Annotated in this window: 25 protein-coding genes; 12 read left to right on the top strand and 13 right to left on the bottom strand. The window is 65.6% G+C overall.

All coding sequences use genetic code 11. The features are described from left to right. Nucleotides 1-5: 5 nt before the first annotated feature. Both CHB77_RS01480 and CHB77_RS01475 read right to left on the bottom strand, forming a co-directional pair. Complete coding sequence (locus tag CHB77_RS01480) at nucleotides 6-386, bottom strand: hypothetical protein (protein ID WP_131023286.1); 381 nt, start codon at nucleotides 384-386, stop codon at nucleotides 6-8. Between the two features lie 273 nt (nucleotides 387-659). Beyond that, the gene (locus tag CHB77_RS01475; protein ID WP_089386397.1) at nucleotides 660-1,418 is read right to left on the bottom strand and encodes a M48 family metallopeptidase; all 759 of its coding nucleotides are present in this window, start codon (nucleotides 1,416-1,418) and stop codon (nucleotides 660-662) included. A 157-nt stretch (nucleotides 1,419-1,575) separates the two neighbouring features. Here CHB77_RS01475 and CHB77_RS01470 point away from each other — a divergent pair, with 157 nt between their 5' ends. The 3 genes from CHB77_RS01470 to CHB77_RS01460 are packed head-to-tail and all read left to right on the top strand — an operon-like array spanning nucleotide 1,576 to nucleotide 3,158. After that, nucleotides 1,576-1,815, top strand: coding sequence for a hypothetical protein (locus tag CHB77_RS01470; protein ID WP_089386396.1), 240 nt, complete (start codon nucleotides 1,576-1,578; stop codon nucleotides 1,813-1,815). 57 nt (nucleotides 1,816-1,872) lie between these two features. Beyond that, complete coding sequence (locus tag CHB77_RS01465) at nucleotides 1,873-2,445, top strand: nitroreductase family protein (RefSeq protein ID WP_089386395.1); 573 nt, start codon at nucleotides 1,873-1,875, stop codon at nucleotides 2,443-2,445. After that, nucleotides 2,442-3,158 carry an EI24 domain-containing protein gene (locus tag CHB77_RS01460; protein WP_242626492.1) on the top strand — a complete coding sequence of 239 codons (717 nt, stop codon included), beginning with the start codon at nucleotides 2,442-2,444 and terminating at the stop codon, nucleotides 3,156-3,158. The genes CHB77_RS01465 and CHB77_RS01460 overlap by 4 nt, the downstream gene beginning before the upstream one ends. On the opposite strand, the gene CHB77_RS01455 is transcribed toward CHB77_RS01460, so the two are convergent. Together CHB77_RS01455 and mce are read right to left on the bottom strand one after the other, a co-directional pair. Next, nucleotides 3,115-3,384: a DUF1467 family protein gene (locus CHB77_RS01455; protein WP_089386394.1), complete on the bottom strand. Its 270-nt coding sequence runs from the start codon at nucleotides 3,382-3,384 to the stop codon at nucleotides 3,115-3,117. The genes CHB77_RS01460 and CHB77_RS01455 overlap by 44 nt on opposite strands. Then, a complete protein-coding gene (gene mce, locus CHB77_RS01450) occupies nucleotides 3,384-3,788 on the bottom strand; it encodes a methylmalonyl-CoA epimerase (protein WP_089386697.1) in 405 nt (134 codons plus the stop codon). The genes CHB77_RS01455 and mce overlap by 1 nt, the downstream gene beginning before the upstream one ends. Nucleotides 3,789-3,916: 128 nt before the next feature. Between mce and CHB77_RS01445 the strand changes: the two genes are divergently transcribed. Further along, nucleotides 3,917-4,651 carry a response regulator gene (locus CHB77_RS01445; RefSeq protein ID WP_423212862.1) on the top strand — a complete coding sequence of 245 codons (735 nt, stop codon included), beginning with the start codon at nucleotides 3,917-3,919 and terminating at the stop codon, nucleotides 4,649-4,651. Between the two features lie 51 nt (nucleotides 4,652-4,702). On the opposite strand, the gene aspS is transcribed toward CHB77_RS01445, so the two are convergent. From aspS to CHB77_RS01420, 5 genes are all read right to left on the bottom strand, one after another. Next, on the bottom strand, nucleotides 4,703-6,697 hold the full coding sequence (gene aspS / locus CHB77_RS01440; RefSeq protein WP_089386393.1) for an aspartate--tRNA ligase: 1,995 nt from the start codon (nucleotides 6,695-6,697) through the stop codon (nucleotides 4,703-4,705). 59 nt (nucleotides 6,698-6,756) lie between these two features. Further along, the gene (locus tag CHB77_RS01435; protein WP_089386392.1) at nucleotides 6,757-7,419 is read right to left on the bottom strand and encodes a type II CAAX prenyl endopeptidase Rce1 family protein; all 663 of its coding nucleotides are present in this window, start codon (nucleotides 7,417-7,419) and stop codon (nucleotides 6,757-6,759) included. Then, nucleotides 7,392-8,183, bottom strand: a complete 792-nt coding sequence (locus CHB77_RS01430; protein WP_089386391.1) for a glycoside hydrolase family 25 protein — start codon at nucleotides 8,181-8,183, stop codon at nucleotides 7,392-7,394. Before CHB77_RS01430 ends, CHB77_RS01435 begins: the two co-directional genes overlap by 28 nt. A gap of 167 nt (nucleotides 8,184-8,350) precedes the next feature. Further along, nucleotides 8,351-8,632: a hypothetical protein gene (locus tag CHB77_RS01425; protein WP_089386390.1), complete on the bottom strand. Its 282-nt coding sequence runs from the start codon at nucleotides 8,630-8,632 to the stop codon at nucleotides 8,351-8,353. A gap of 46 nt (nucleotides 8,633-8,678) precedes the next feature. Beyond that, nucleotides 8,679-10,058 carry an FAD-binding oxidoreductase gene (locus tag CHB77_RS01420; protein WP_089386389.1) on the bottom strand — a complete coding sequence of 460 codons (1,380 nt, stop codon included), beginning with the start codon at nucleotides 10,056-10,058 and terminating at the stop codon, nucleotides 8,679-8,681. A 147-nt stretch (nucleotides 10,059-10,205) separates the two neighbouring features. Here CHB77_RS01420 and CHB77_RS01415 point away from each other — a divergent pair, with 147 nt between their 5' ends. Together CHB77_RS01415 and CHB77_RS01410 are read left to right on the top strand one after the other, a co-directional pair. After that, entirely contained in the window at nucleotides 10,206-11,099 is an 894-nt protein-coding gene (locus CHB77_RS01415; RefSeq protein WP_131023287.1) for a glycosyltransferase, read from the top strand. Then, nucleotides 11,099-11,902, top strand: a complete 804-nt coding sequence (locus tag CHB77_RS01410) for an NAD-dependent epimerase/dehydratase family protein (protein WP_089386388.1) — start codon at nucleotides 11,099-11,101, stop codon at nucleotides 11,900-11,902. The genes CHB77_RS01415 and CHB77_RS01410 overlap by 1 nt, the downstream gene beginning before the upstream one ends. A 45-nt stretch (nucleotides 11,903-11,947) precedes the next feature. On the opposite strand, the gene cobT is transcribed toward CHB77_RS01410, so the two are convergent. Beyond that, a complete protein-coding gene (cobT, locus tag CHB77_RS01405) occupies nucleotides 11,948-13,813 on the bottom strand; it encodes a cobaltochelatase subunit CobT (RefSeq protein ID WP_089386387.1) in 1,866 nt (621 codons plus the stop codon). Between the two features lie 150 nt (nucleotides 13,814-13,963). Here cobT and CHB77_RS01400 point away from each other — a divergent pair, with 150 nt between their 5' ends. Beyond that, nucleotides 13,964-14,545, top strand: coding sequence for an NADPH-dependent FMN reductase (locus CHB77_RS01400; RefSeq protein WP_089386386.1), 582 nt, complete (start codon nucleotides 13,964-13,966; stop codon nucleotides 14,543-14,545). Between the two features lie 46 nt (nucleotides 14,546-14,591). Here the strand turns inward: CHB77_RS01400 and CHB77_RS01395 are convergent, their stop codons facing one another. The 3 genes from CHB77_RS01395 to CHB77_RS01385 are packed head-to-tail and all read right to left on the bottom strand — an operon-like array spanning nucleotide 14,592 to nucleotide 17,463. After that, complete coding sequence (locus tag CHB77_RS01395; protein ID WP_089386385.1) at nucleotides 14,592-15,389, bottom strand: hypothetical protein; 798 nt, start codon at nucleotides 15,387-15,389, stop codon at nucleotides 14,592-14,594. A 23-nt stretch (nucleotides 15,390-15,412) separates the two neighbouring features. Further along, the gene (locus tag CHB77_RS01390; RefSeq protein WP_089386384.1) at nucleotides 15,413-16,813 is read right to left on the bottom strand and encodes a TolC family outer membrane protein; all 1,401 of its coding nucleotides are present in this window, start codon (nucleotides 16,811-16,813) and stop codon (nucleotides 15,413-15,415) included. Beyond that, nucleotides 16,810-17,463 (bottom strand): protein-L-isoaspartate O-methyltransferase family protein, encoded by a 654-nt coding sequence (locus CHB77_RS01385; protein WP_089386383.1) that lies wholly within the window; start codon nucleotides 17,461-17,463, stop codon nucleotides 16,810-16,812. Before CHB77_RS01385 ends, CHB77_RS01390 begins: the two co-directional genes overlap by 4 nt. Here CHB77_RS01385 and CHB77_RS17940 point away from each other — a divergent pair. From CHB77_RS17940 to CHB77_RS01360, 5 genes are all read left to right on the top strand, one after another. Beyond that, complete coding sequence (locus CHB77_RS17940; protein WP_131023288.1) at nucleotides 17,423-18,082, top strand: hypothetical protein; 660 nt, start codon at nucleotides 17,423-17,425, stop codon at nucleotides 18,080-18,082. The two genes, CHB77_RS01385 and CHB77_RS17940, sit on opposite strands and share 41 nt — an antisense overlap. After that, entirely contained in the window at nucleotides 18,079-18,318 is a 240-nt protein-coding gene (locus CHB77_RS01375) for a hypothetical protein (RefSeq protein ID WP_089386381.1), read from the top strand. Before CHB77_RS17940 ends, CHB77_RS01375 begins: the two co-directional genes overlap by 4 nt. 465 nt (nucleotides 18,319-18,783) lie before the next feature. Then, nucleotides 18,784-19,296, top strand: coding sequence for a head-tail connector protein (locus CHB77_RS01370; RefSeq protein ID WP_089386380.1), 513 nt, complete (start codon nucleotides 18,784-18,786; stop codon nucleotides 19,294-19,296). Further along, on the top strand, nucleotides 19,293-20,921 hold the full coding sequence (locus CHB77_RS01365; protein WP_278185002.1) for a terminase large subunit domain-containing protein: 1,629 nt from the start codon (nucleotides 19,293-19,295) through the stop codon (nucleotides 20,919-20,921). The genes CHB77_RS01370 and CHB77_RS01365 overlap by 4 nt, the downstream gene beginning before the upstream one ends. After that, nucleotides 20,912-21,247, top strand: coding sequence for an HNH endonuclease (locus CHB77_RS01360; protein WP_089386379.1), 336 nt, complete (start codon nucleotides 20,912-20,914; stop codon nucleotides 21,245-21,247). Before CHB77_RS01365 ends, CHB77_RS01360 begins: the two co-directional genes overlap by 10 nt. Nucleotides 21,248-21,252: the final 5 nt, after the last annotated feature.

Here is a 21,252-nt window from a genome sequence, read left to right as displayed (position 1 = left end):
GGGAATCAGCCTGCGGCGGCCGCCCGGCGTTCGGGTTCGGCCGTTGCCCTGTCCCGCGATTCGGGATGAGAGGTCGAGGACACGATTCGCAAATGCGAATCGGACGGGGCGGCGTTGTTTCGCAGCATGGCGGGCAGGTGCGGGAATTCCTGTTCGGACAGCATGGTGACGCGGCGGGCATGGCGAAGCGGGCCCACGATTTCGCTTTCCAGCTCTACCAGATCGCCGGGCTGCGGCCAGCACGCGGCATGGCTCAGATTGTCCCGACCCTGCAAATAAGCCAGTGCGGCATGATCCTCACACCAGATGACAGCCTTTTCGCGGTCCGCACTGCTCCAAACGACGACGCCGATCATTCCCATCTCCAACCGGACACCCTCGGGCATCGCTCATCACGTCAAATTCATATCTACCATATGTGCATGGTTAATATGACGAAAGCAAAATTCCGCCAATTGGTCAGCTTTTTTTTGACAGGTTTTCGCCGATTTCAAACGAATTTGCCATTTTTGGACTATATTTTCAGCAACGGCCCGAGGTTCAGGAAGGTTTTCCGAGATCTGTGAAATTTTTCACGGTCCGGGTTCCACAAGGAATGGTTTCGCGCAGCCGGACTGTGGCAAAAATATCATACAGGCCGAATGCCGCCGCAATCGTTGCTAACGCACACGACCGCTGCGGACATCATCGACCGCGCGGCGGACCTGTTCCAGACGGGCCGCGCGCGACGGATGCGTTCCCAGGATATGATCGCCCGGATCGGGGATTCGTTCGAAGAACTGCGATCCGCGGATCGGATCAAAGCCGGCGTTCAGCGTCATGATGGCCCCAAGATAGTCGGCCTGAAGTTCCCAGTCCCGCGAATAATAGCGCGATCCCACCGACGCACCGATTCGCTGCGCCGTTTCGATCGCGTCCTGATTGTTGCCATAGACCGAAGCGATGCTGCCCAGAATCACGGCCCCCGCCGCCGCCGCGCCCGCCTTGCGGTCCAGATGGTTCAGGACATGGTGGCTGGCCTCGTGGCCCACGACAAAGGCCACCTCGTCGCCGTTGCGGGTCTGCGCGATCAGCGACAGCGTGAACCCGATGATCGGACGGCCGTTGCGGTCGATGGTCTGAAAGGCATTGGCCTCTTGTCCGGGGCGGTCATCCACCACGAACTGGAAATCGCAGTTGATCGGCTGGGTGCGCCGTTGCAGGCATTCGCGTTCGACCGCCGGTTCCATCCGCTGCATCACGGCCACGAACATGCGGGCGGTGGACTGCGGGCTGCCGTCGTTGGTCAGGGTCGGCGCGGACGCGGGTGCGGGCGCCGAATAGGGGCCGGTCGGACTGGGTGCCTGATCCATCGGCGCGGGTGCGCAGGCCGCCATGCCCAGAAGCGCCGCGCCCAGAATCGCTGTGACCTGCCTCATCGTCCGCCCCTTGACCGATGCCGCATCTTGTTCGCGATGCGGTCGTTGCCCTTTGTTCGGGTCCGATCTTATCCTGTCGCGAAATGCCGTGCAAACCCTGCCCGCTTGCCCCGGCGGGAACATCACGCGAATGTCGCCCAACAAAAGGAGTTTCGCGATGTTCACCATCGAGCATGATTTCGACGCCACCGTCATCACCCTGATCGACGAGACCGATCCGAACAGCGGCCCCCTGAACGAGGATGTCGTGATCCTGTCCTTTGACGATCGGGTCATCGTCGAACAGATCGGTCCCGACGACGAACTGGTCCGCATCACCCTGTCGATGCACCAATTGACCGAACTGCGCCTTGCCCTGAACCTGCCCGAGGGAAACTATCGGATCGAACGCGGCTAGGGGCTTCGCTTGCGCGAGGCGGCGGTTTCGGAAAGAACGGGCGGAAAGGAGATTTCCATGACCTATCGCAACGATGCCGCGCTGGATTTCCTGGCGGCGCGCCGGTCCCATCCGCCCAAGATGCTGCGCCAGCCCGCCCCCGACCGGGCCGAGATCCTGCGCCTGCTGACCCTGGCCGCGCGCACCCCCGACCACGGCAAGCTGGAACCGTGGCGGTTCGTGGTGCTGGAACGGGCCGCCCTGGATCGCTTGGCGCCGGTGCTGCGCGATCAGGTGCTGGCGTCGGGGCAGGATCAGGCCGTGGCGGACAAGGCGGCGTCAGCGTTCGATTCGCCGGTGATCGTGGCGGTGGTGTCGGCGCCGGTGGCCAGCGACAAGGTGCCGGGCTGGGAACAGTTCCTGTCGGCGGGCGCGGTCTGCCTGGGGCTGGTCAACGCGGCGCTCGCCTCGGGCTGGGGGGCGGCGTGGCTGACGGGTCCGGCGGTGCTGGACGAAACCTTCGGGCGCAATCACCTCGGCCTGTCGGAACACGAACGCATCGTCGGGCTGGTGCATCTGGGCAGCCGGGGAGAGACGCCGCCCGAACGCCCCCGCCCCGACATCGCGGCCAAGACACGCTGGCTGGAATGATCGTCACCCGCGCCCTGATCCTGGGCTGGCTGGATCTGTTCCGCCCGCGCATCCTGAAGCTGGCCCTGGCGGGCGTCGCGCTGACGATCCTGCTGTTCGTCGTTCTGCAATCGGCGCTGTTCTGGGCCGTCCGCAGCTTTGTTCCAGGCAACCTGTCGCTGCCCCTGATCGGTCCGCTGGATGTCGGATCGGCGCTGTCCTGGGGATCGCTGGCGCTGTTTCCGCTGATGGGGTTTTTCCTGATGGCGCCGGTGGCGGCGGGCTTTGCCGGACTGTTCGCCGAACGCGTCGCCGAGGTGGTCGAGGAGATGCACTATCCCGCCCGGCGCGGCAGCTCGCTGGATTTCCTGGACGGGCTGCTGGAATCGGTCGCCGTGGTGCTGGCGGTGCTGGCGGTGGCGGTCCTGACGCTGTTCCTGACGCCGTTTCTGGGACCGTTGGCGCCCGTGCTGCTGTTCGGCGCGAACGGCTGGCTGCTGGGGCGCGAATTCTTCCAGATGGCCGCGCGCCGTCACATGGACGAACCGCAGGCCACCGCCCTGCGCAAGGCCAATGCAGGGCGGGTGACGATGGCGGGCGTGCTGGTCGCGATGGCCCTGGCGATCCCGGTCGTCAACATCACCGTGCCGTTGCTGGCGGCGGCGGCATTCACGCACCTGTTCCACCTTGTCAGCGGAACAACCGGTCAAAGTTCGCGATATCCGCGCGCGTGACCAACCCGCCCAGGATCACATAGGCGATGGCGGCCCAGATCACGGTCGTGATCGCGGTCGTCCAGATCAGCTTTCCCTTCAGCCTCAGATCTGCCGGTGCGCCCGCCGGGGTGCCGGGCACGATCTTTCCGGCATCCTGCTGGCTGCGCTGGCCGATCAGCACCACGATGAACAGCGTCAGGAACCACAGGACGGCAAACAGGACAATGCCTCCGGTCAGATTCATCAGACCTGCTCCAACTCGATCAGGCAGCCGTTGAAGTCCTTGGGGTGGAGGAACAGCACCGGCTTGCCATGGGCGCCGATCTTGGGTTCGCCGCCGCCCAGCACCCGCGCGCCTTCCGCCTTCAAACGGTCGCGGGCGGCCAGGATATCCTCCACTTCGAAACACATGTGATGGATCCCGCCAGAGGGGTTCTTGTCCAGAAACCCCTTGATCGGGCTGTCGTCGCCCAGGGGATGAAGCAGTTCGACCTTGGTGTTGGGCAACTCGATAAAGACCACCGTCACCCCATGGTCGGGTTCATCCTGCGGCGCGCCCACCCTGGCCCCCAGCGTCCCGGCATACTGCGCCTGCGCCGCGGCCAGGTCGGGAACCGCAATGGCAATGTGATTGAGACGTCCGATCATCATGTCCTCCGGTTTTGCGGTGTTCTAGGGCCTTCGCGTCCGGGACGAAAGGAAAACCCTGCGGCGTTAACCGCTTCTTAGCGAATCGCCCGCTAACTGAGAGGGAAACATCGGCAAGGGGAAATGGCATGCAGAACGACATCGCATCCGACGTGGTCGATGCTTTGCCCATGTGGCGGGTATCGCTGCCCAACCGCCCGCTGACCGGGCTGACCGTTCTTGTGGTCGAAGATTCGCGGTTCGCCAGCGAAGCCGTGCGTCTGCTGTGCCTGCGGTCGGGCGCACGGATCCGGCGTGCGGATTGCCTGCGGTCGGCGGCGCGGCATCTGCAAACCTATCGCCCGGCGGTGGTGATCGTCGATCTGGGCCTGCCCGACGGCAATGGCGCCGACCTGATCCGGCAGATCGCCGGGACCGAACCTCGGGTGCAGGTGCTGCTGGGGATTTCGGGCGACCCCGACCTGGCGCATCTGGCAATGTCGGCGGGGGCGGACGGGTTTCTGGCCAAACCCATCGAAAGCCTGGCGATGTTCCAGCAGACGATCCTGTCGGCCCTGCCGGTCGAGATGCGGGGCCACGGCCTGCGGATCCTGCCGGACGACGTGATCCAACCCGACCCTTCGGGCCTGCGCGACGATCTGGCCCATGTCGCCGAAATCCTGGCAAGCGCCCAGGACACGGCGGCGGTCGATTACATCGCGCATTTCCTGGCGGGAATCGCCCGGTCCGCCCATGACCCGGTGCTGGAGGCCGCGGCCACCGCCCTGCAACGCGACCGCGATGCCGGTCATGCCCTGGCCAGCGATCTGGCGCGGATCAGCGGCCTGGTGCAGGAACGGCTGTCCCGCGTCGCCAGCCTGTGATCGCAAGCCGCGCCCCCGACGCGGCCTGCGCCGGGGGCTGGAGCGGATCGATCATTCCTTCGGCAGGGGCCGCAGGCGCAGGTCGCGCAACTGGTCGTTGGTGGGCTCGCTGGGCGCGCCCATCATCAGATCCTCGGCCCGCTGGTTCATCGGGAACATGATGACCTGGCGGATGTTCGCCTCGTCGGCCAGCAGCATCACGATCCGGTCGATGCCGGCGGCGCAACCCCCGTGCGGCGGCGCGCCATAGCGGAAGGCCTTGACCATGCCGCCGAACCGTTTTTCGACCTCGCTGGCCGGATAGCCCGCCAGTTCGAAGGCCTTGAACATGATCTCGGGCTTGTGGTTGCGGATGGCGCCGGAAATCAGTTCATAACCGTTGCAGGCGAGGTCGTACTGGTAGCCCTTCACCTGCAAGGGATCGCCGTTCAGCGCATCCAGCCCGCCCTGCGGCATGGAAAACGGGTTATGGCTGAAGTCGATCCGGCCGTCGTCGGTTTTCTCATACATCGGGAAATCGACGATCCAGGCGAACTTGAACTGGTTTTCCTGCGTGAGGCCAAGTTCGCGCCCGATCTCGTTGCGGGCGCGGCCCGCGACGGCCTCGAACTGCTCGGGCTTGCCGCCCAGGAAGAAGACGGCATCGCCCTCGCCCAGGCCAAGCTGCTGGCGGATCGCCTCTGTTTTTTCCGGGCCAAGAGCCTTTGCAATTGGGCCTGCTGCCTCATGTCCGGATAGATATGCACCACGCAAGAGATTAAGCCTGACATCATCACCCGACTGAACGCATGATCTAATCGCCTGCTCGAGTGCAGGCTGATCTAAGAAGTCGGTAGTAGCGTAGTTATTGACATACTCAGACCAAAGCGTGTCATCGCCCTGCTGCTGGGCAATCTTGGCTTCGAAAAATTCTTTCAGTTGAGTTGAAACTTCATGCTGCTTCTCTTCACCTAAGTCACCGCGTTTACGCCAGAAGATATAGCCCATCCCCGGCAATCCTTCGCGCTGCGCGAAGGCGTTCATCCGATCCGCGAACTTGCGTGACCCGCCGCCCGGCGCGGGGATCGCCCTAACCTCGGTCCCTTCCTGCTCCAGTAGCTTGGCGAAGATGCCGAAGCCCGAGCCGCGGAAATGCTCGCTGACCACCTGCATCTCGATGGGGTTGCGCAGGTCGGGCTTGTCGCTGCCGTATTTCAGCAGCGCCTCGGCATAGGGGATGCGCGGCCAGTCGGCATCGACCGGGCGGCCCTTGCCGAATTCCTCGAACACCCCCTGGATCACCGGCTGGATCGCCGCGAAGACATCCTCCTGCTCGACAAAGGACATCTCCAGGTCCAGCTGGTAAAAATCGGTCGGGCTGCGGTCGGCGCGCGGATCCTCGTCGCGGAAACACGGCGCGATCTGGAAATACTTGTCGAAGCCCGCCACCATGATGAGCTGCTTGAACTGCTGGGGCGCCTGCGGCAGGGCATAGAACTTGCCCGGATGCAGGCGCGACGGCACCAGGAAATCGCGCGCGCCTTCGGGGGACGACGCGGTGATGATCGGGGTCTGGAATTCGGTGAAGCCCCCATCCCACATGCGGTTGCGGATCGACCGGATCACCTTGCTCCGCAGCATGATGTTGTCGTGCAGGCTTTCCCGGCGCAGGTCGAGGAAGCGATAGGCCAGCCGCGTTTCCTCGGGGTATTCCTGGTCGCCGAAGACCGGCAGGGGCAGTTCGTCCGCCGGTCCCAGAACCTCCAGATCGGTGGCATAGACCTCGATCTCGCCCGTGGGCAGCTTGGCGTTGACCAGCGACGCATCGCGCAGTTTGACCCGGCCGTCGATGCGCACCACGGTTTCCGCGCGCAGCCTGTCCATGGCGGCGAAGGCAGGGCTGTCGCTGTCGGCCAGCACCTGCGTCATGCCGTAATGGTCGCGCAGGTCCACGAACAGCACGCCGCCATGGTCGCGGACCCGGTGGACCCAGCCCGACAGGCGGACGGTTTCGCCCGCATGGGCGGCGGTCAGATCGCCGCAGGTATGGCTGCGATAGGCGTGCATGGTCGTTCCCCGAATAATCCGCCCTGCATCAAGCGTGGCGGGGCTGGGAAGTCAACCGGTCAGAACGGGCGCACCACGTTGCCGGTCCAGAAATAAGCGCCCATGCCGACGGCGAACAGCACGTTGCCCGCCACTGCGTGCAGGATCCAGGCCGCCGGAAAGCCGTGGCGCAGATAGGCGCGGGCAAAGATCCAGCCGCCGACGAAGGTCATCGCCGCCACGATCCAGGACCAGTACATCAGATGCGCAAAGGAAAAGACCGCCGCGTTCAAGGCGATCGCCCCCTGCCCCGCGGGCAGCAGCGCGCCATAGCGGTGAAAGAACAGCGGGCGAAAGACCAGCTCTTGCGGCAGCGCCGACAGGAACGGGTAAAAGACCCAGATCACCGCCAGCATTTCGGGCCGGTTGCGGGGCATGTCGAACAACCGCTGGGGATGGGCAATCCACAGGATGGCGACACCGGCGATCAGGACGGCCAGGACGATGCCCGCGACCTCGGCCACCGGGGTCCGGCGCCAGCCGCGCACCAGCGACCGCCAGCCGAAACCGCCGGTCCGCCACAAGAGCAGCAGACCGATCAGGGAAAACACGGCCAGTGCCGCGAACAGCAGGTGGCCCGGCATGAACAGCGCCATGGCCAAGGGGGCCGCGCCATACAGCGCCGTGAATTCGACGCCCAGCCAGAACCGTGGCCTTACCGCGTCAGTCGGGCCTGCAACCATCGGACCCAATCCGCGCGGGTTCCGGCAAAGGCGTTCAGGTCGGTATCGCCCCGAATGCCCGGAACGATGCCGGTGCCGGTATATTGCCAGAACGCCCACCGCTGCCCCGGATAGGGCACGCTGGGATGGTTCGCCACCGACCGCAGCCAGAATTCGGCCTGCATGTCGCCCAGCCGGTTGTCGCGATAGAAATCGACGGTGGTATAGATGATCGGCCGCTGACCGTAATACCGCCCGACGATGTCCATGAAGATCGAGGCCTGACGCTTTATGTCCTGCGCGGGGGGGCGATAGGGACAGGTCTGGGAGTTGGTCCATTCCAGGTCGATCACTGGCGGCAGCGACCCGATTTCGCGCGGCACCTGGCGGATGAACCATGCCGCTTGCTCGGCCCCCGAGCGGCAGAAATAGAAGTAATGATACGCGCCGCGGGGAATGCGCGCCGCCGCGGTTTCTCTCCAGTATCGCTGGAAGCTGGGGTCGTAGTGATCGGCGCCCTCGGTCGCCTTGATGAAGGCAAAACTGATCCCTGCCCCCCGCACCCGGTCCCAGTCGATGTCGCCTTGCCAGCGGGACACGTCGATCCCATGGACCTGCTGGCCATAAGGGCCGCGGCCGTCCCAGGAATGCGGTGCCGAATCGCCCAACTGCGGGTTGGCGCCCGGACCGGGTGCCGGGCGATACCCGCCGCGTTCGGGGGTGCGTGAACAGGCAACCGCCAGCACCAGCATCAGCCCCATCAGAAATTTGCCGAAAATCCGCATCCTGCCCCTTTGATCCTGCCGCGGGCGCCTTGGCGCGCCCTTTGGACCGCTTATCGCAAGGGCGTGAGGAAAAGTCATCCGGATGTGACGGTCACGAGTGCGTCAAACCGGCAGGAACGACCCCGGCCTTGTCGGGCCGGGGTGGCAAGATGCGCGGACCTGCGAGGTCAGTTGTTGGCAGGGGCGGCCTGACCTTCCACCGCATCGCCCGGCGCGGGCTGGCCTTCGGGCGCGACGGCGGTGGGCTGGCCTTCTTCAAGCCCCTCGGCATCGGTGATCGGCGTGTCGGCGGGGGGCGGCGTTGTGGCGATGCCTTCGTTCTGTTCGTCCGTTCCCGGCATGAAGACCAGAAAGGCGATCAGCGCCACGAGCAGGGCGACGGCAATGGCGATCAGGGCAGGCCTGTGGCGGCTGGCGGAACGCTCTGCGTTGTTGTCGTTATGGGACATGGGCTTTCTCCGTAGAACTTGGCAAGGCAACGGCGGGAGACAGGGCCTAGTTCCTGTCCGGTACCAGCTTTCCGGGGTTGAGGATATCATGGGGATCCAGAGCGGCCTTGACCTGTCCCATCACCTGCCAGCCGTCGCCGTGCTGCGCGCGCATCAGCCCGCGCTTGCCGATGCCGATGCCATGTTCGCCGGTGATCGTGCCGCCCACCGCCAGCGCGCGTTCGGCCATGCGGGTGGCGACGCGCTTGGCCGCCGCGATTTCGTCGGCATTGGCCGGATCGACCAGCAGCAGCGAATGGAAATTGCCGTCGCCGACATGGCCCAGGATCGGGCCGATCAGCCCCTCGGCCGCAATGTCCGCCGTGGCGGCCGCGACGGCGGCCGGCAGATGCGACATCGGCACGCAGACATCGGTGACAAGCCCGGACGCGCCGGGACGCAGCGCCAGACAGGCATGATAGGCGCCGTGACGCATCCGCCACAGCCGGGCGCGATCCTCTGCGGTGGTGGCCCAGTCGAAATCCTGGGCGCCAAATTCGGCGGCGATGTCGCCGAACCGGGCCGCGTCCTCTTGAACGGCACCCGGACTGCCGTGGAATTCGATCATCAGGTGCGGCTGTTCCCGCAAGGCGCTGCCCGAATGGCGGTTGAAGGCCCGCGCGGACGCCGCATCGACGAATTCGATCCGGGCCATGGGTATGCCCGACTGCATCGTGGCGCCCACGCATTCGACGGCCTGATCCAGCGTCTCAAAGGCGCAGAGGGCGGCCGCCACCTCCTCGGGCTGGCCATGCAGGCGCAGGGTCAGTTCGGTGATGACGCCCAAGGTGCCCTCGGACCCCACGAAAAGCCCGGTCAGATCGTAACCCGCGCTGGATTTCGCCGCCCGCGTGCCGGTGCGGATGATGCGCCCGTCGGCCAGCACCACCTGCAAGCCCAGCACATTGTCGCGCATCGTCCCATACCGCACCGCCGTCGTGCCGCTGGCCCGTGTCGCGGCCATCCCGCCCAGGGACGCATTGGCGCCGGGATCGACCGGAAAGAACAGCCCCGTCGCGCGCAGCTCGCGGTTCAGCGCCTCGCGCGTGACGCCGGGCTGGACGCTGGCCTGCCTGTCCTCGGGCCGAATCCCGACCACCTCGTCCATCCGCGACAGATCCAGCGAAAGCCCCCCGCGCACCGGCAGCGCGTGTCCCTCCAGCGAGGTTCCGGTTCCCCAGGCCACCACCGGCACGCGTGCGTCGTTGCAGGCCGCCAGGATCGCCGCCACCTCCTCGGGCGTCTCTGGCCAGGCCACGGCGTCGGGCGGGGGCGATCGGTGAAAGCTTTCCGACTGCGCATGGTGATCGCGGTCCGCCGCCGTTTGGGACAAACGTGTTCCCAGGATGCCACGCAGGCGGTCGCAAAGCGGGTCTGGCAGGCTCATGATCGTTTCCTTGGCTGTCGCAGGCAGGTTAGCCTGTCGTTGAACCTTGGCAAAGCCCCGTGCGTTCTGTCATTAACGGTTCACAAAAACGCCATATCGTCGCGCCGAACCGCTGCCAGACTTGTTTCGCCTGCCCCAGGATACCCGATGGACACGACCCGGATTTCGCCGCTGTACCCGACCGCACCGCATGGCGGCGCCACCCCCCTGCCCGACGGCCTGCGGGCCGAAACATCAGCACGGTCCGATCGCGCCTATGTGACGCTGGTGACGAACCCCGATTACCTGCCGGGGGCCGAGGCGCTGCTGCGGTCGTTGCGTCTGACCGGCACGCGCGCCGACCTGGTGGTGATGCATCGCGGGCTGCTGCCCGCCCATCTGGCGCGGCTGCGCGTCCACGGTGCCCGGCTGATCGCTGCGGATCTTCTGCCCACGTCCCATCAGTTCGACCGCACCCATGCCCGCGACGCGTTGCACAAGCGCGCGGCCTTCACCCAGGGCGGCAAGCCCGATTTCCACACGCCCCTGGACAATTTCGTCAAGCTGCGGCTGTGGCAACTGGATTACGAACGCTGCGTGTTCATCGACGCCGATGCGGTGGTGCTGCGATCGGTGGAAAAGCTGTTCGACCTGCCGGAATTCTGCGCCGCGCCGAATGTGTATGACGGGCTGGACGGGTTTCACCGCATGAATTCGGGCGTCTTCACGGCGCGGCCCGACATCCGCACCTTCAACACGATGATGGCGCATCTGGACCGGCCGGGCGTGTTCTGGCGGCGCACCGACCAGACGTTCCTGCAAGACTATTTCCCCGACTGGCACGGGCTGTCGATCCATCACAACATGCTGCAATACGTCTGGATCAACATGCCCGAATTGTGGAGCTGGGAAGACATCCGCATCCTGCATTTCCAATACGAAAAGCCGTGGCAGGATCACGACAAGGTTCACGCGCTGCGCCCGCTGATCGATCTGTGGCGTGCCATCGCCGAAGGCCAGCCGGTCCCCGACCTTGCCGCGCAGGCCCGTCCGGCCGCCTGATGCGCATCGCCCTGACCGGCGCCTCGGGCATCGTCGGCGGCTTCGTGCTGCGCGCGGCGCAAATGGCCGGGCATCAGGTCACGCGTCTGGACCGCAGCACCGGATTTCACTTGGGCGATGCTCCTGACCTGGGGGGCCATGAGGCCCTGGTCCATTGCGCCTTTGCCCATGCGCCCGGTCGTTATCGCGGGGGCGAGGGCGACGACCCCCAAACCTTCCTGCGCCTGAACGGCGACGGCACCCGCCGCCTGTTCGACGCGGCTGTCCGGGACGGCGTCGGCCGGGTCGTCTTTCTGTCGTCGCGCGCCGTCCATGATGGTCATCCCCCCGGAATGGTGCTGCCCGACGACCTGCCCGCCCGGCCCGCCAACCTGTACGGCCGGGTCAAGGCCGAGGCCGAAACCCATCTTGCAAGCCTTCCCGTCAAGGGCACGGCAATCCGCGCAACCGGCGTTTACGGAGTTGCCGGCAAATGGCGCGGCCTGTTCGGCGATTATCTGGCGGGCCGCCCCATCCCGCCCCGCGTCGCGACCGAGGTTCACGGCGACGATCTTGCCGCCGCGATCCTGCTGCTGCTGGCCGATCCAAATCCGCCCGCACAGGTCAATTGCGGCGACCTGATCCTGGATCGCCACGACCTGCTGGCCGAGGTGCGGGCCTTGACCGGCTGCCCCCATCCCCTGCCCGTCCGCGCCGATCCGACACCGCTGCGCATCCAGCGATGCGACCGGCTGCGCACGCTTGGCTGGCAACCCGGCAGCGTCGGCAAGCTGCGTGCCGTCCTGCCTGATCTTGTTCCCTGAAATATCCTCGGGGGGTGGGGAAGAAGCGACCGCGGAACGCGGGAATCACACCCGGCGCGCCACCATCCCCAAGGCCCGCGCGCGCTTGCGCGGATCGGCGTCGAACAACGCGGCCAGCTGTTCGGTGATCGCACCGGCAAGCTGGTCGGCATCGGTGATCGTCACCGCGCGTTCGTAATACCGCGTCACGTCATGGCCGATGCCGATGGCCAGCAGTTCGACCATGCGCTTTTTCTCTACCATGGCGATCACGTCGCGCAGGTGCTTTTCAAGGTAATTCGCCGGATTGACCGACAGGGTCGAATCGTCCACCGGCGCCCCGTCGGAAATCACCATCAGGATCTTGCGCGCCTCGGTCCGCCGCACCAGACGCTTGTGCGCCCATTCCAGCGCCTCGCCGTCGATGTTTTCCTTGAGCAAGCCTTCCTTCATCATCAGCCCGAGGTTGGGCCGCACCCGTCGCCAGGGCACATCGGCGGGTTTATAGATGATGTGGCGCAGGTCGTTCAGACGCCCCGGCTGAGCGGGCCGTCCCGCCTGCAACCAGGCTTCGCGCGCCTGCCCGCCTTTCCAGGCGCGGGTGGTGAAACCCAGGATCTCCACCTTGACGCTGCACCGTTCCAGGGTGCGGGCCAAGACGTCCGCGCAGATCGCCGCGATGCTGATGGGCCTGCCGCGCATCGATCCCGAATTGTCGATCAGCAGCGTGACCACCGTGTCGCGGAATTCGGTGTCCTTCTCGACCTTGAAGGACAGGGGCGTCGTCGGGTTCGCCACCACGCGCGCCAGACGGCCCGCATCCAGAACGCCTTCCTCCTTGTCGAATTCCCAGCTGCGGTTCTGCTGGGCCTGAAGGCGACGCTGCAACTTGTTGGCCAGCCGCGACACCGCGCCGCGCAGGGGTTCCAACTGCTTGTCCAGATAGGCGCGCAGCCGTTCCAGTTCGGCCGGATCGGCCAGATCCTCGGCGCGGATTTCCTCGTCCCAGGTCTGGGCAAAGACCGCGTAATCGGCGCTCGCCTCGCTGACCGGGGGCGGCAGGTCCGGCGGGGTCTCCGATTCCGGCATCTCGGCCTCGTCGGTCAGTTCCTCGTCGGACTGGTCGTCCATGCTGACCTGGGCCTGCCGTTCGTCCTGCTGCTGATCCTGCGACCGTTCGGCCGATGCGTCCGTATCCTCGCTGTCGTCCTGGTCGCGCGACTGGTTATCGCCCGCTTCCTCGTCCTGTTCGGCGTTTTCGTCGGCGTCGTCCTCCTCGGGCTGGTCGGGATCGTCGCCCAACTGATCGCCATAGCCCAGATCGCTGATGACTTGCCGCGACAGGCGCGAAAACGCCGCCTGATCCGCCAGCACATCGTTGACATGGGACAGCGACCCGCCCGCCTGCTGTTCCACGAAGGGACGCCACAGGTCGGCCACATGCTGCGCGCCGCCGGGCAGCGCGCGGCCCGTCGCCGCCTCCCGCACGATGTATCCGGCGGCGACCGCCAGGGGCGCGTCGGCGGGCGCCTTGATCTGGCCATAGCCCTTCTTGTCCGCATCCGCGCCGATGCGGGCGTCGATGTTGGACAAGGCGCCCGGCATGTCGCGTGCACCAAGCGCCTCGCAGCGTGCGGTTTCCATGGCTTCATAAAGCTCGCGCGCCATGGGACCGGCGGGGGCAAAGCGGGCATGGGTCGCCGCATCGTGGTGGCGCATCCGCATCGCCAGCGCGTCCGCGGTCCCGCGGGCCTGCAACACCTCGTCCCGGCCCATGCGGCGGCTGACCTGCGGAAGCCGCATCGTATCGCCCGCCACGCCCGACGGATCGGCGCTGAAGGTCACGTTCAGGTCGCGATCGTCGGCCAGGGCGCGCGTCGCCTCGGACAGGGCCTTCTTGAACGGGTCGGCGGGGTTGTCGGACTTTTTCATGGGATCGGTAGACCATCGCGAGGCGGGTCAGGCAAGACCGTTGTGCGAAAACACGGGTATGCCTGTGCGGTCGCGCCATGAAAAACCGCTGATCCAAGTCGTGCGAACGGCGTTAGGGTTGGCGCAGTCATTCTGAAAGGACAATCCGACATGACCAAACCCCGCATCGGCGTCATCATCAGCTCCACCCGCGACACCCGCTTTGCCGACAAGCCGACGGGCTGGCTGATGGACAAGGTCAAGGACCACCCCGAGCTGGAGTTCGAACTGATCGACCTGCGCGACCAGAACCTGCCCTTTTTCAACGAACCCGCGTCCAACCTGTGGATGCCGTCCAGCGATCCTGATGCCGTGGCCTGGCAGGAAAAGCTGGCGGGCTTTGACGGCTTTGTCTTTGTGGTCGCGGAATACAACCGTTCGATCACCGGGGCGCTCAAAAACGCGCTGGACCAGGCCTACAAGGAATGGAATCGCAAACCGTTCGGCGCCCTGGCCTATGGCAGCCTGGGCGGCGCCCGCGCGCTGGAACACCTGCGGCTGATCGGGATCGAGCTTCAGATGGTGCCGCTGCGCAACGCGGTCCATATCGCGGCAGGCGATTTCTTCAAGGTTTCCCCGCTGGGCGCCAATGCCCCGATGTCCGAGATCGAGGGCAATCTGGAAGGATCGCTGAAGTCGATGCTGGATGAATTGACGTGGTGGGCCAAGACATTGCAGGGCGCGCGCGCCTGACGGCGGTTGCGGGCAGCGCGCGTTCCCGGCGCTGCCCGATGCAAGGTCAGAATCGGTCCATCTGCGCATCGATCGCGGCCGCAACCTCGCGGCGGATGACCGCGCGCAGGTTGGCCGAAAACTTCTGCCCCAACTCTCCGTTCAGTTCCTCTCGCACCATCCGGCGCACCAGGTCGCGAATGCCATGGTCGGTGCCGCCGATCATCGCCTGGGCCTGCGCGTCCGCGTCGAACGCCTCGGCCTCGGCGGCCAGCTGGGCAACCTGATCGATCCGAACGGGCTTGGGCGGCAGCACCCAGCCGGACTGGCGTTGTTCGGCAGATTTGGCTTCTGCCGCGACGATCGGCATGTCCGATTCGGGGCGCATTCGGGCTTTCCAGTCGAACGCCTCGGCGAAATCGTCGCCATCGTCGGCAATATCCGCAATCGCTGCGCCGGATTTTGTCGGGACGGCCGCCGGTTTCAGGTCCGTCGTCATGCGGGATCCGCTTGCCGCAGGGTGCGTTCCGGCGCGCCAGCCCGAGGGTTTCGGCGCCTCCGGCTTGGCCATCGGCTGTTCCGCGTCGGGCCGCAGGGATGATACGGCCGCGGCGGGAACGACGTTCAGCGCCGGGCGGCCCGCCGATTCGACCATCCGCCGCGCCAGGGCGGCGTTGCCGCCATAGCGGCGGGCCAGGAATTCCCCCGCGTCGTCCTGAACCAGTCCGGCGCCGTCCGAGGGGGCAGGAGCATGGGCCGCCGCTAGCGCCTCATCGTCGGCGATCATCCGGCGAATGGCGGACAGCACGTCGCCGATTTCTTCCGAAAGGCGCGCGGCATTCTGGGAAAGGCGGGGATCAGCCATGGATGCCCCCGTCGTTCAGGGCATCAGTCGCGTCCGAGGGCGCGAAGCACGCGATCAAGGCTTTCGCCCTGTTTGCTGGTATAAGGCGCGTCACGCACGGCGTTGTAGTATTGCGAAGGGTCATAGGTCGGAATCCCCAGGTTCAGGTGTTCTACCGTAAGACGACCCATAGCAGCCAGAAGTTGATAATGTGCTAATTGCAGGTTGGCTTCCGCCGTGATCTTGTCGGCCCGCGCCTCCAGCAGCGACTGTTCCGCGTCCAGCACGTCCAGCGTGGTCCGCGCGCCCAGCGACGCCTCCTCGCGCACGCCGTCATAGGCCTGTTGGGCGGCCGAGATCTGTTCGTCAATGGCGCCGATCTGGGCGCGCGCCACGTCGATGTTGGCCCAGGATTCGCCGACCTGCTGGCTGATCTGGCGGGACACGTTCAGCAATGCGGAACGGGCCTGGTCGCGCTGTGCCATGGCACGGCGATGCGCGGCGGGCAGACGTCCGCCGGAATACAGGGTCTGGCTCAACTCCAACCCGACCGACGCGCTGTTGCGGTTTTCGTAATCGCCGCCAAGCTGGGTTTGCGGGCTGCGCGTCACGCCGACCCCAAGATTGCCGGTCAGGGTCGGATTGCGTTCGGCCGCCGCCGCCGCGACGCCCAGTTCGGCCGCCGCCGCCTGGCGCTGTGCCTGCGCGATCAGCGGGTGGTTGCGCTGCCCGATGGCCCGCGCCTCGTCGACCGAGGCGGGCAGACGGGGCAGCGGCGGCGGCGGGTTCAGGCCGGTCGGAAAACGGCCGGTCGCCGCACGATACCCTTCGCGCGCGATCTCCAGATCCCCCTGGGCCGAGGCAAGCGCCGCCTGCGTTGCCGCAAGCGAGGCATCGGCCAGCGCCACGTCGGTCACGGTGATCTCGCCCACGTCGAAACGGTCCTGGGCCGCCTGGCGTTCGCGGGACAGAACCTCGACCGAATTCTGCTGCAAGGCGACACGCTCGGTCGCCTGCTTGATGCCGAAAAACGCCACCGTCGCCGCCAGCAGGATGTCCTGTTCAACGGCCACCAGACCCTGTCGCGTGGCAAGCACCTGTTCCTTGGCGCCGTCGATGGCAAGCTGCCCCCGGCCCCAGTCATACAGCGTCATCTGCGCGCCGATCTGCAACGAGGTCGAGCGCGCCGTGGTGTATCCGGCAAGCCCTTCGCTGCGGCTGACGTTGTGGCTGGCCACCCAATCCACCACCGGGCGCAACTGGGCGATGGCGGCCGCCACGTCTTCGTCGGCGGCCCGCAGAACGGCGCGGTTCTGTTCGATCAGCGCGGAATGGCGATAGGCCGCGACCATCGTGTCGGCCAGCGACTCGGCCGCCGCAGCCCCGCCTCCGAACACGGTCAGCGCAAGGGCGGCGACACCCGCAAAACGGCGCAAGCTGGTCATAGGGCGAATCCCCGTTCGCGCGCAAATCCCGCAAGCAGCGGGGCCTGGGCGTTGAAGCCATAGCGCCAGTTGACGCGCCCATTGATGCGATGGCCGATCCTGACGATGCCCAGGACGCCTTCCAGAAACAGCGCGGCGATCCGCCCCCCGTCCTTCAACTGGTCCAGGATGGCCTGCGGCACATCCTCGACCCCGCCGCCAATGAGGATGGCATCATACGGTCCCTGTTCGGGCGCACCCTGAACCAGAGGTCCGTTCAGAACGGCAACATTGAAGACGCCCCCCTCGCCGAGCCGGCGCTCGGCCTCGGCCGCCATGTCGGCGTCGCTTTCCAAGGCGACCACGGCCTGGACCAGACGCGCCAGGACCGCCGACGAATAGCCATAACCGCAACCCAGATCCAGAACCAGATCGTCGGGTTGCAGATCCAGCATGTCGATCATCTTTCCCAAGGTCCGAGGTTCCAGCAGGACACGGCCGCCACCCAAGTCGAGGTTTTCGCCCGAATAGGCCACCGCGCGGCGCGACGGGGGCACGAAATCCTCCATCGGGACGGCCAGCATGGCCTCGATCACGGGGAATTTGGTGACGTCGTTCGGGCGCACCTGGGTGTCCACCATCATGGTGCGCCGCGCGGCGAAATCGCTCATTTCGGGGAACCTCTGCAAGCTGTTCTATGGCTTATTCGCACGATTCCAGGGCGCGGGCAACGCCGCACGTTCCCGTCTTGCAAGCGGTTGGCCGATCCTTTATGCCATGCGGACCTTACCGGCGGCGGGTTGGCGGAGAGGTTACGCAGCGGATTGCAAAGCCCCGCTGGTTTCCCGCCAAATCAACCGCTTCCCTGAAAATCGTTATCAAGACAAACCGCGAACGGGCGGTGAACGTGATAACGGCCTTTCCAGCCTTGAAATCGACACAAACGAAAACCCCGGCGCGCTGGCGGGCGCATCCGGGGCTGATCTGCATTCCTGGCTGGAATGGGTTGATCTTAACATTCAACGCGAGTCGGCGGCAAGATCCTTGATGGAGGCCGTTCTGGCCTGCGACCCGCGCGACCGCATCCCGCTGATGGAACGGTTCATCGAGGCCATGCGGCCCGGCGATCCCCTGCCCCCTTTTATGGGCATCATGGCATCAGCCCGAGATTGGGCAGCCTGGGCCAGCCGCGCCGAACTGAAAGCCTATGCCCTGGCCTGCTATGAGGCCATGAGCGGGCGCGATCAGATTGCCTTCCTCGAACATATCAATCGGAGGGCAGCGGCATGAACACGCAAACCCTGCCATCGGTTGACGAACTGATGTGGTCCTGGCCGACCGTTTGCAAGGCGGCAAAGGACGAATGGGCAAGGGGCTTCGCCTTGTCCATCGCCAAGCAGTCCAAGCGCAGGAACTGGAAGCCTAGCCCCAAGCAACATGCGCTGATGATGCGCATGGTGAACGAGGTCTATCGGGACCGTGGCGACTTCGACGGCACTGACGACTTCCCGCTGATCGAGGACTGACAAACCCCTGCCCCCGCGTCACGGGCGCGGCGCGGGGGCTTCAATCCATCGAAGCAGACCGGACCATGAGCCGGGCATATTCCACCATCCGCCCTAGCTTCTGACCGCCGAGCGAAATCAGCGGGGAATGACGATCCGGGGACTACCCCAACCCGGCAGGACACCGGCACATTCTAGGCCCTGCCAGAAACGCGACACTTAACCCACCGGCATGGGACCAAGCCAATGCGGCAAGGAAGCTGACCGGGGACCGGACAGGGAGGCATCCCACCGGGGCAGGATCAAAGCCTGCGGGACAGCGGCTGGCCCCCGTCATCGGGCATCGCGTGGATACGGATCGAGGAAGCCGAATGTCTGTCCTCTGCATGTCGGGGGGACAGTAGCGGGGACCGGCTATTGCCTCTCGCACAGTTGCGAACCATTCGCAACTAGACTACACTAGAACAAACCGAGGACAAGCAGATCATGCGTTACACTCGCACCCCAATCGCCACGGCTGACCCGTTCGACCTGAACGCGGTGAAGAACCATGTCCGCGTTGACGGCACCCACGACGACGCGGCGCTTGCGATGATGGCCCGCGCCGCTGCCCGTGAGATTGAGGCGCATTCGGAACTGGCCCTGCTGCGGCAGTTGATCACTGTAACAGTTGAAGCTGAGGGCGAGGCTATCCCCCTGCCCTGCGGTCCTGCCCTGTCCGATGCAACAGTGACGGTGGACGGGCTGCCTCTGGTCACTGGCCTGACCGGCGGGCGCTATCCCGTGCTGCACCTGCCCGATGATATGCGCGGCGCTGCTGTCGTGGTCTATGAGGCGGGCTTTGGGGATACGGCAGACAGCATCCCGGCTGACCTGCAACTGGCGATCATGGATCAGACGCTACGGACTTATGACGTGCGCGGCGATGCCGAGGCCGCGCAGGGGCTATCACTAGCAGCGTCCCGCATCGCAGCCCGCTATCGCAGGGTGGCGGTGTGACGGCGGCAGCGACCAAGGCGAAGGGGCGCAAGGGGCAGGCTGCATCTGGTCCCAATGCCCGGACTTCCGCAAAGCCTAAGGACCGGCGGCGGACTGTTCTTCGCGCGCGTTCTGACGATCCAGCGGCCAAAACGCTGGACTTCATCCGGTCCCTGCGGATCCCCGAGGGGCCGTTGCACGGGCAGAATTTCAGCCTGGCACCCTTTCAAGAGGACTTCATTCGGGGCGTTCTGGCACCGGACACAATGACGGCGATGCTTTCCGTTGGCCGGGGGCAAGGCAAGTCGATGCTGTCTGCGGCTCTGGCCCTGGCGCACCTGATGGGCGTGTCTGACGATCAGCCAAGGCGGCAGGTGATTATCGCGGCCCGTGTGAAGGAACAGGCGCGGATTGCCTGGGAATATGTGCAGGCCATCGTTCTGCAACTGCCCGAGGAAGAACAGGCGCTGTTCACCTTTCGGCAGGCACCCCGGCTGGAAATCAGCTATGACGGCAACGGCGGCGGCATGATCCGGGCTGTGGCTGCGGATGCCAAGAACCTTCTGGGCCTGTCTCCGACGCTCATCATCGAGGATGAATTTGGACACTGGCACCCCGACAAGGGGATGCAGCTTCACGCGGCGCTAGAGACTTCGGCAGGCAAGCGGCGGGCCAAGACTATCGTTATCTCGACTTCTGCAAGCGACGACACACACCCGTTTTCGCAGATGCTGGACAATCCCCCGCCTCATTCCTTCATCATCGAATGCCGCGCACCTCTGGGCCAGCCTGCCGACGACCTGGACGGCATCAAGGCTGCGAACCCCGGCGCGGAACATGGCATCGGCCCGTCCCTGCAATGGCTGCAAGATCAAGCCCGTGTGGCGATCCAGCGGGGCGGGCAGGCTCTGACCGGCTTCCGGCTCTACTCGCTTAATCAACGCGTCTCGGACGTGGGCAAGGCGCAGCTTGTGACGGCTGACGAATGGCAGGCTTGCGAGGTGACAGACCTTCCGGCGCGCGACGGCGATTGCATCATTGGCCTGGACCTTGGCGGCAGCCGCAGCATGTCCGCCGTGGCGCTGTATTGGCCGCTAACAGGCCGTCTGGAGGTTCAGGGGGCATTCCCCCAGAAACCCGGCCTTGCGGATCGTGGCGAAGCTGACGGCGTGAAGGACCGCTATGTCACGATGGCCGAGCGTGGCGAACTGCTGACGACCGGCGAAAGCACTGTGCAAGTCGGGCCTTGGCTGCGGCAAGTCTGGGACGATCTGGTTCAGGGCGCAGACGTGCGGGCGCTTGTCTGTGACCGATACCGCCAAGCCGAACTGCTGGACGCTCTGACAGCGGCAGGCATCCGCGTTCCTGTCGTCTTTCGGGGGCAAGGCTTCCGCGATGGCGGGCAGGACGTGGAAGGCTTCCGCAAGGCTGTCTTTGACGGTGAAGTGCAGGTTACGGCGTCCCTGCTGCTGCGCTCTGCGGCGGCTGACGCGCTTGTCGTGGTCGATGACGCCATGAACGCCAAGCTGACCAAGGCGCGAAGCCTGGGCCGCATTGACGCAATCGCAGCCTCCATCCTGGCAGTTGCCGAGGGCCAGCGGCGCAAGGCGGCACCCCTGCGAAAAGCGAGGGTTGCATGGGCATGATGCGCGACTGGCACCGGCATTCAAAGCGCGTGACCTCCACCAAACGCTGGCAGGTTCTGCGCCATATCGTGCTGGAACGGGACGGATGGGCTTGCGTGGACTGCGGCACCCGGCGCGGGCGGCTGGAAATCGACCATGAAAAGCCCGTGCGGACGCATCCCGAATTGGCCTTTGACCCGGCGAATTGCGCCAGCCGCTGCCCTTCCTGCCACACGAAAAAAACCCGGATCGAGTGCGGGCATCCCGCGCCGATCATCACCCCCGAGCGGCAAGCCTGGGGGCAACTCGTTGCCGATCTGGCGACAAACCCCAACCCGGCAACATGAGGAAA

The organism is Paracoccus sediminis (assembly GCF_900188295.1).
Taxonomy (GTDB): Bacteria; Pseudomonadota; Alphaproteobacteria; order Rhodobacterales; family Rhodobacteraceae; genus Paracoccus; species Paracoccus sediminis.
The sequence above is the reverse complement of the archived record's forward strand: the minus strand, read 5'-3'. Positions and strand labels throughout refer to the sequence as shown.

Excerpts from the sequence above, each read along its gene's own strand:
- CHB77_RS01480 (WP_131023286.1), bottom strand. The coding sequence starts at position 386 with ATGCCCGAGGGTGTCCGGTTGGAGATGGGAATGATCGGCGTCGTCGTT.
- CHB77_RS01475 (WP_089386397.1), bottom strand. The coding sequence starts at position 1,418 with ATGAGGCAGGTCACAGCGATTCTGGGCGCGGCGCTTCTGGGCATGGCG.
- CHB77_RS01470 (WP_089386396.1), top strand. The coding sequence starts at position 1,576 with ATGTTCACCATCGAGCATGATTTCGACGCCACCGTCATCACCCTGATC.
- CHB77_RS01465 (WP_089386395.1), top strand. The coding sequence starts at position 1,873 with ATGACCTATCGCAACGATGCCGCGCTGGATTTCCTGGCGGCGCGCCGG.
- CHB77_RS01460 (WP_242626492.1), top strand. The coding sequence starts at position 2,442 with ATGATCGTCACCCGCGCCCTGATCCTGGGCTGGCTGGATCTGTTCCGC.
- CHB77_RS01455 (WP_089386394.1), bottom strand. The coding sequence starts at position 3,384 with ATGAATCTGACCGGAGGCATTGTCCTGTTTGCCGTCCTGTGGTTCCTG.
- mce (WP_089386697.1), bottom strand. The coding sequence starts at position 3,788 with ATGATCGGACGTCTCAATCACATTGCCATTGCGGTTCCCGACCTGGCC.
- CHB77_RS01445 (WP_423212862.1), top strand. The coding sequence starts at position 3,917 with ATGCAGAACGACATCGCATCCGACGTGGTCGATGCTTTGCCCATGTGG.
- aspS (WP_089386393.1), bottom strand. The coding sequence starts at position 6,697 with ATGCACGCCTATCGCAGCCATACCTGCGGCGATCTGACCGCCGCCCAT.
- CHB77_RS01435 (WP_089386392.1), bottom strand. The coding sequence starts at position 7,419 with ATGGTTGCAGGCCCGACTGACGCGGTAAGGCCACGGTTCTGGCTGGGC.
- CHB77_RS01430 (WP_089386391.1), bottom strand. The coding sequence starts at position 8,183 with ATGCGGATTTTCGGCAAATTTCTGATGGGGCTGATGCTGGTGCTGGCG.
- CHB77_RS01425 (WP_089386390.1), bottom strand. The coding sequence starts at position 8,632 with ATGTCCCATAACGACAACAACGCAGAGCGTTCCGCCAGCCGCCACAGG.
- CHB77_RS01420 (WP_089386389.1), bottom strand. The coding sequence starts at position 10,058 with ATGAGCCTGCCAGACCCGCTTTGCGACCGCCTGCGTGGCATCCTGGGA.
- CHB77_RS01415 (WP_131023287.1), top strand. The coding sequence starts at position 10,206 with ATGGACACGACCCGGATTTCGCCGCTGTACCCGACCGCACCGCATGGC.
- CHB77_RS01410 (WP_089386388.1), top strand. The coding sequence starts at position 11,099 with ATGCGCATCGCCCTGACCGGCGCCTCGGGCATCGTCGGCGGCTTCGTG.
- cobT (WP_089386387.1), bottom strand. The coding sequence starts at position 13,813 with ATGAAAAAGTCCGACAACCCCGCCGACCCGTTCAAGAAGGCCCTGTCC.
- CHB77_RS01400 (WP_089386386.1), top strand. The coding sequence starts at position 13,964 with ATGACCAAACCCCGCATCGGCGTCATCATCAGCTCCACCCGCGACACC.
- CHB77_RS01395 (WP_089386385.1), bottom strand. The coding sequence starts at position 15,389 with ATGGCTGATCCCCGCCTTTCCCAGAATGCCGCGCGCCTTTCGGAAGAA.
- CHB77_RS01390 (WP_089386384.1), bottom strand. The coding sequence starts at position 16,813 with ATGACCAGCTTGCGCCGTTTTGCGGGTGTCGCCGCCCTTGCGCTGACC.
- CHB77_RS01385 (WP_089386383.1), bottom strand. The coding sequence starts at position 17,463 with ATGAGCGATTTCGCCGCGCGGCGCACCATGATGGTGGACACCCAGGTG.
- CHB77_RS01375 (WP_089386381.1), top strand. The coding sequence starts at position 18,079 with ATGAACACGCAAACCCTGCCATCGGTTGACGAACTGATGTGGTCCTGG.
- CHB77_RS01370 (WP_089386380.1), top strand. The coding sequence starts at position 18,784 with ATGCGTTACACTCGCACCCCAATCGCCACGGCTGACCCGTTCGACCTG.
- CHB77_RS01360 (WP_089386379.1), top strand. The coding sequence starts at position 20,912 with ATGGGCATGATGCGCGACTGGCACCGGCATTCAAAGCGCGTGACCTCC.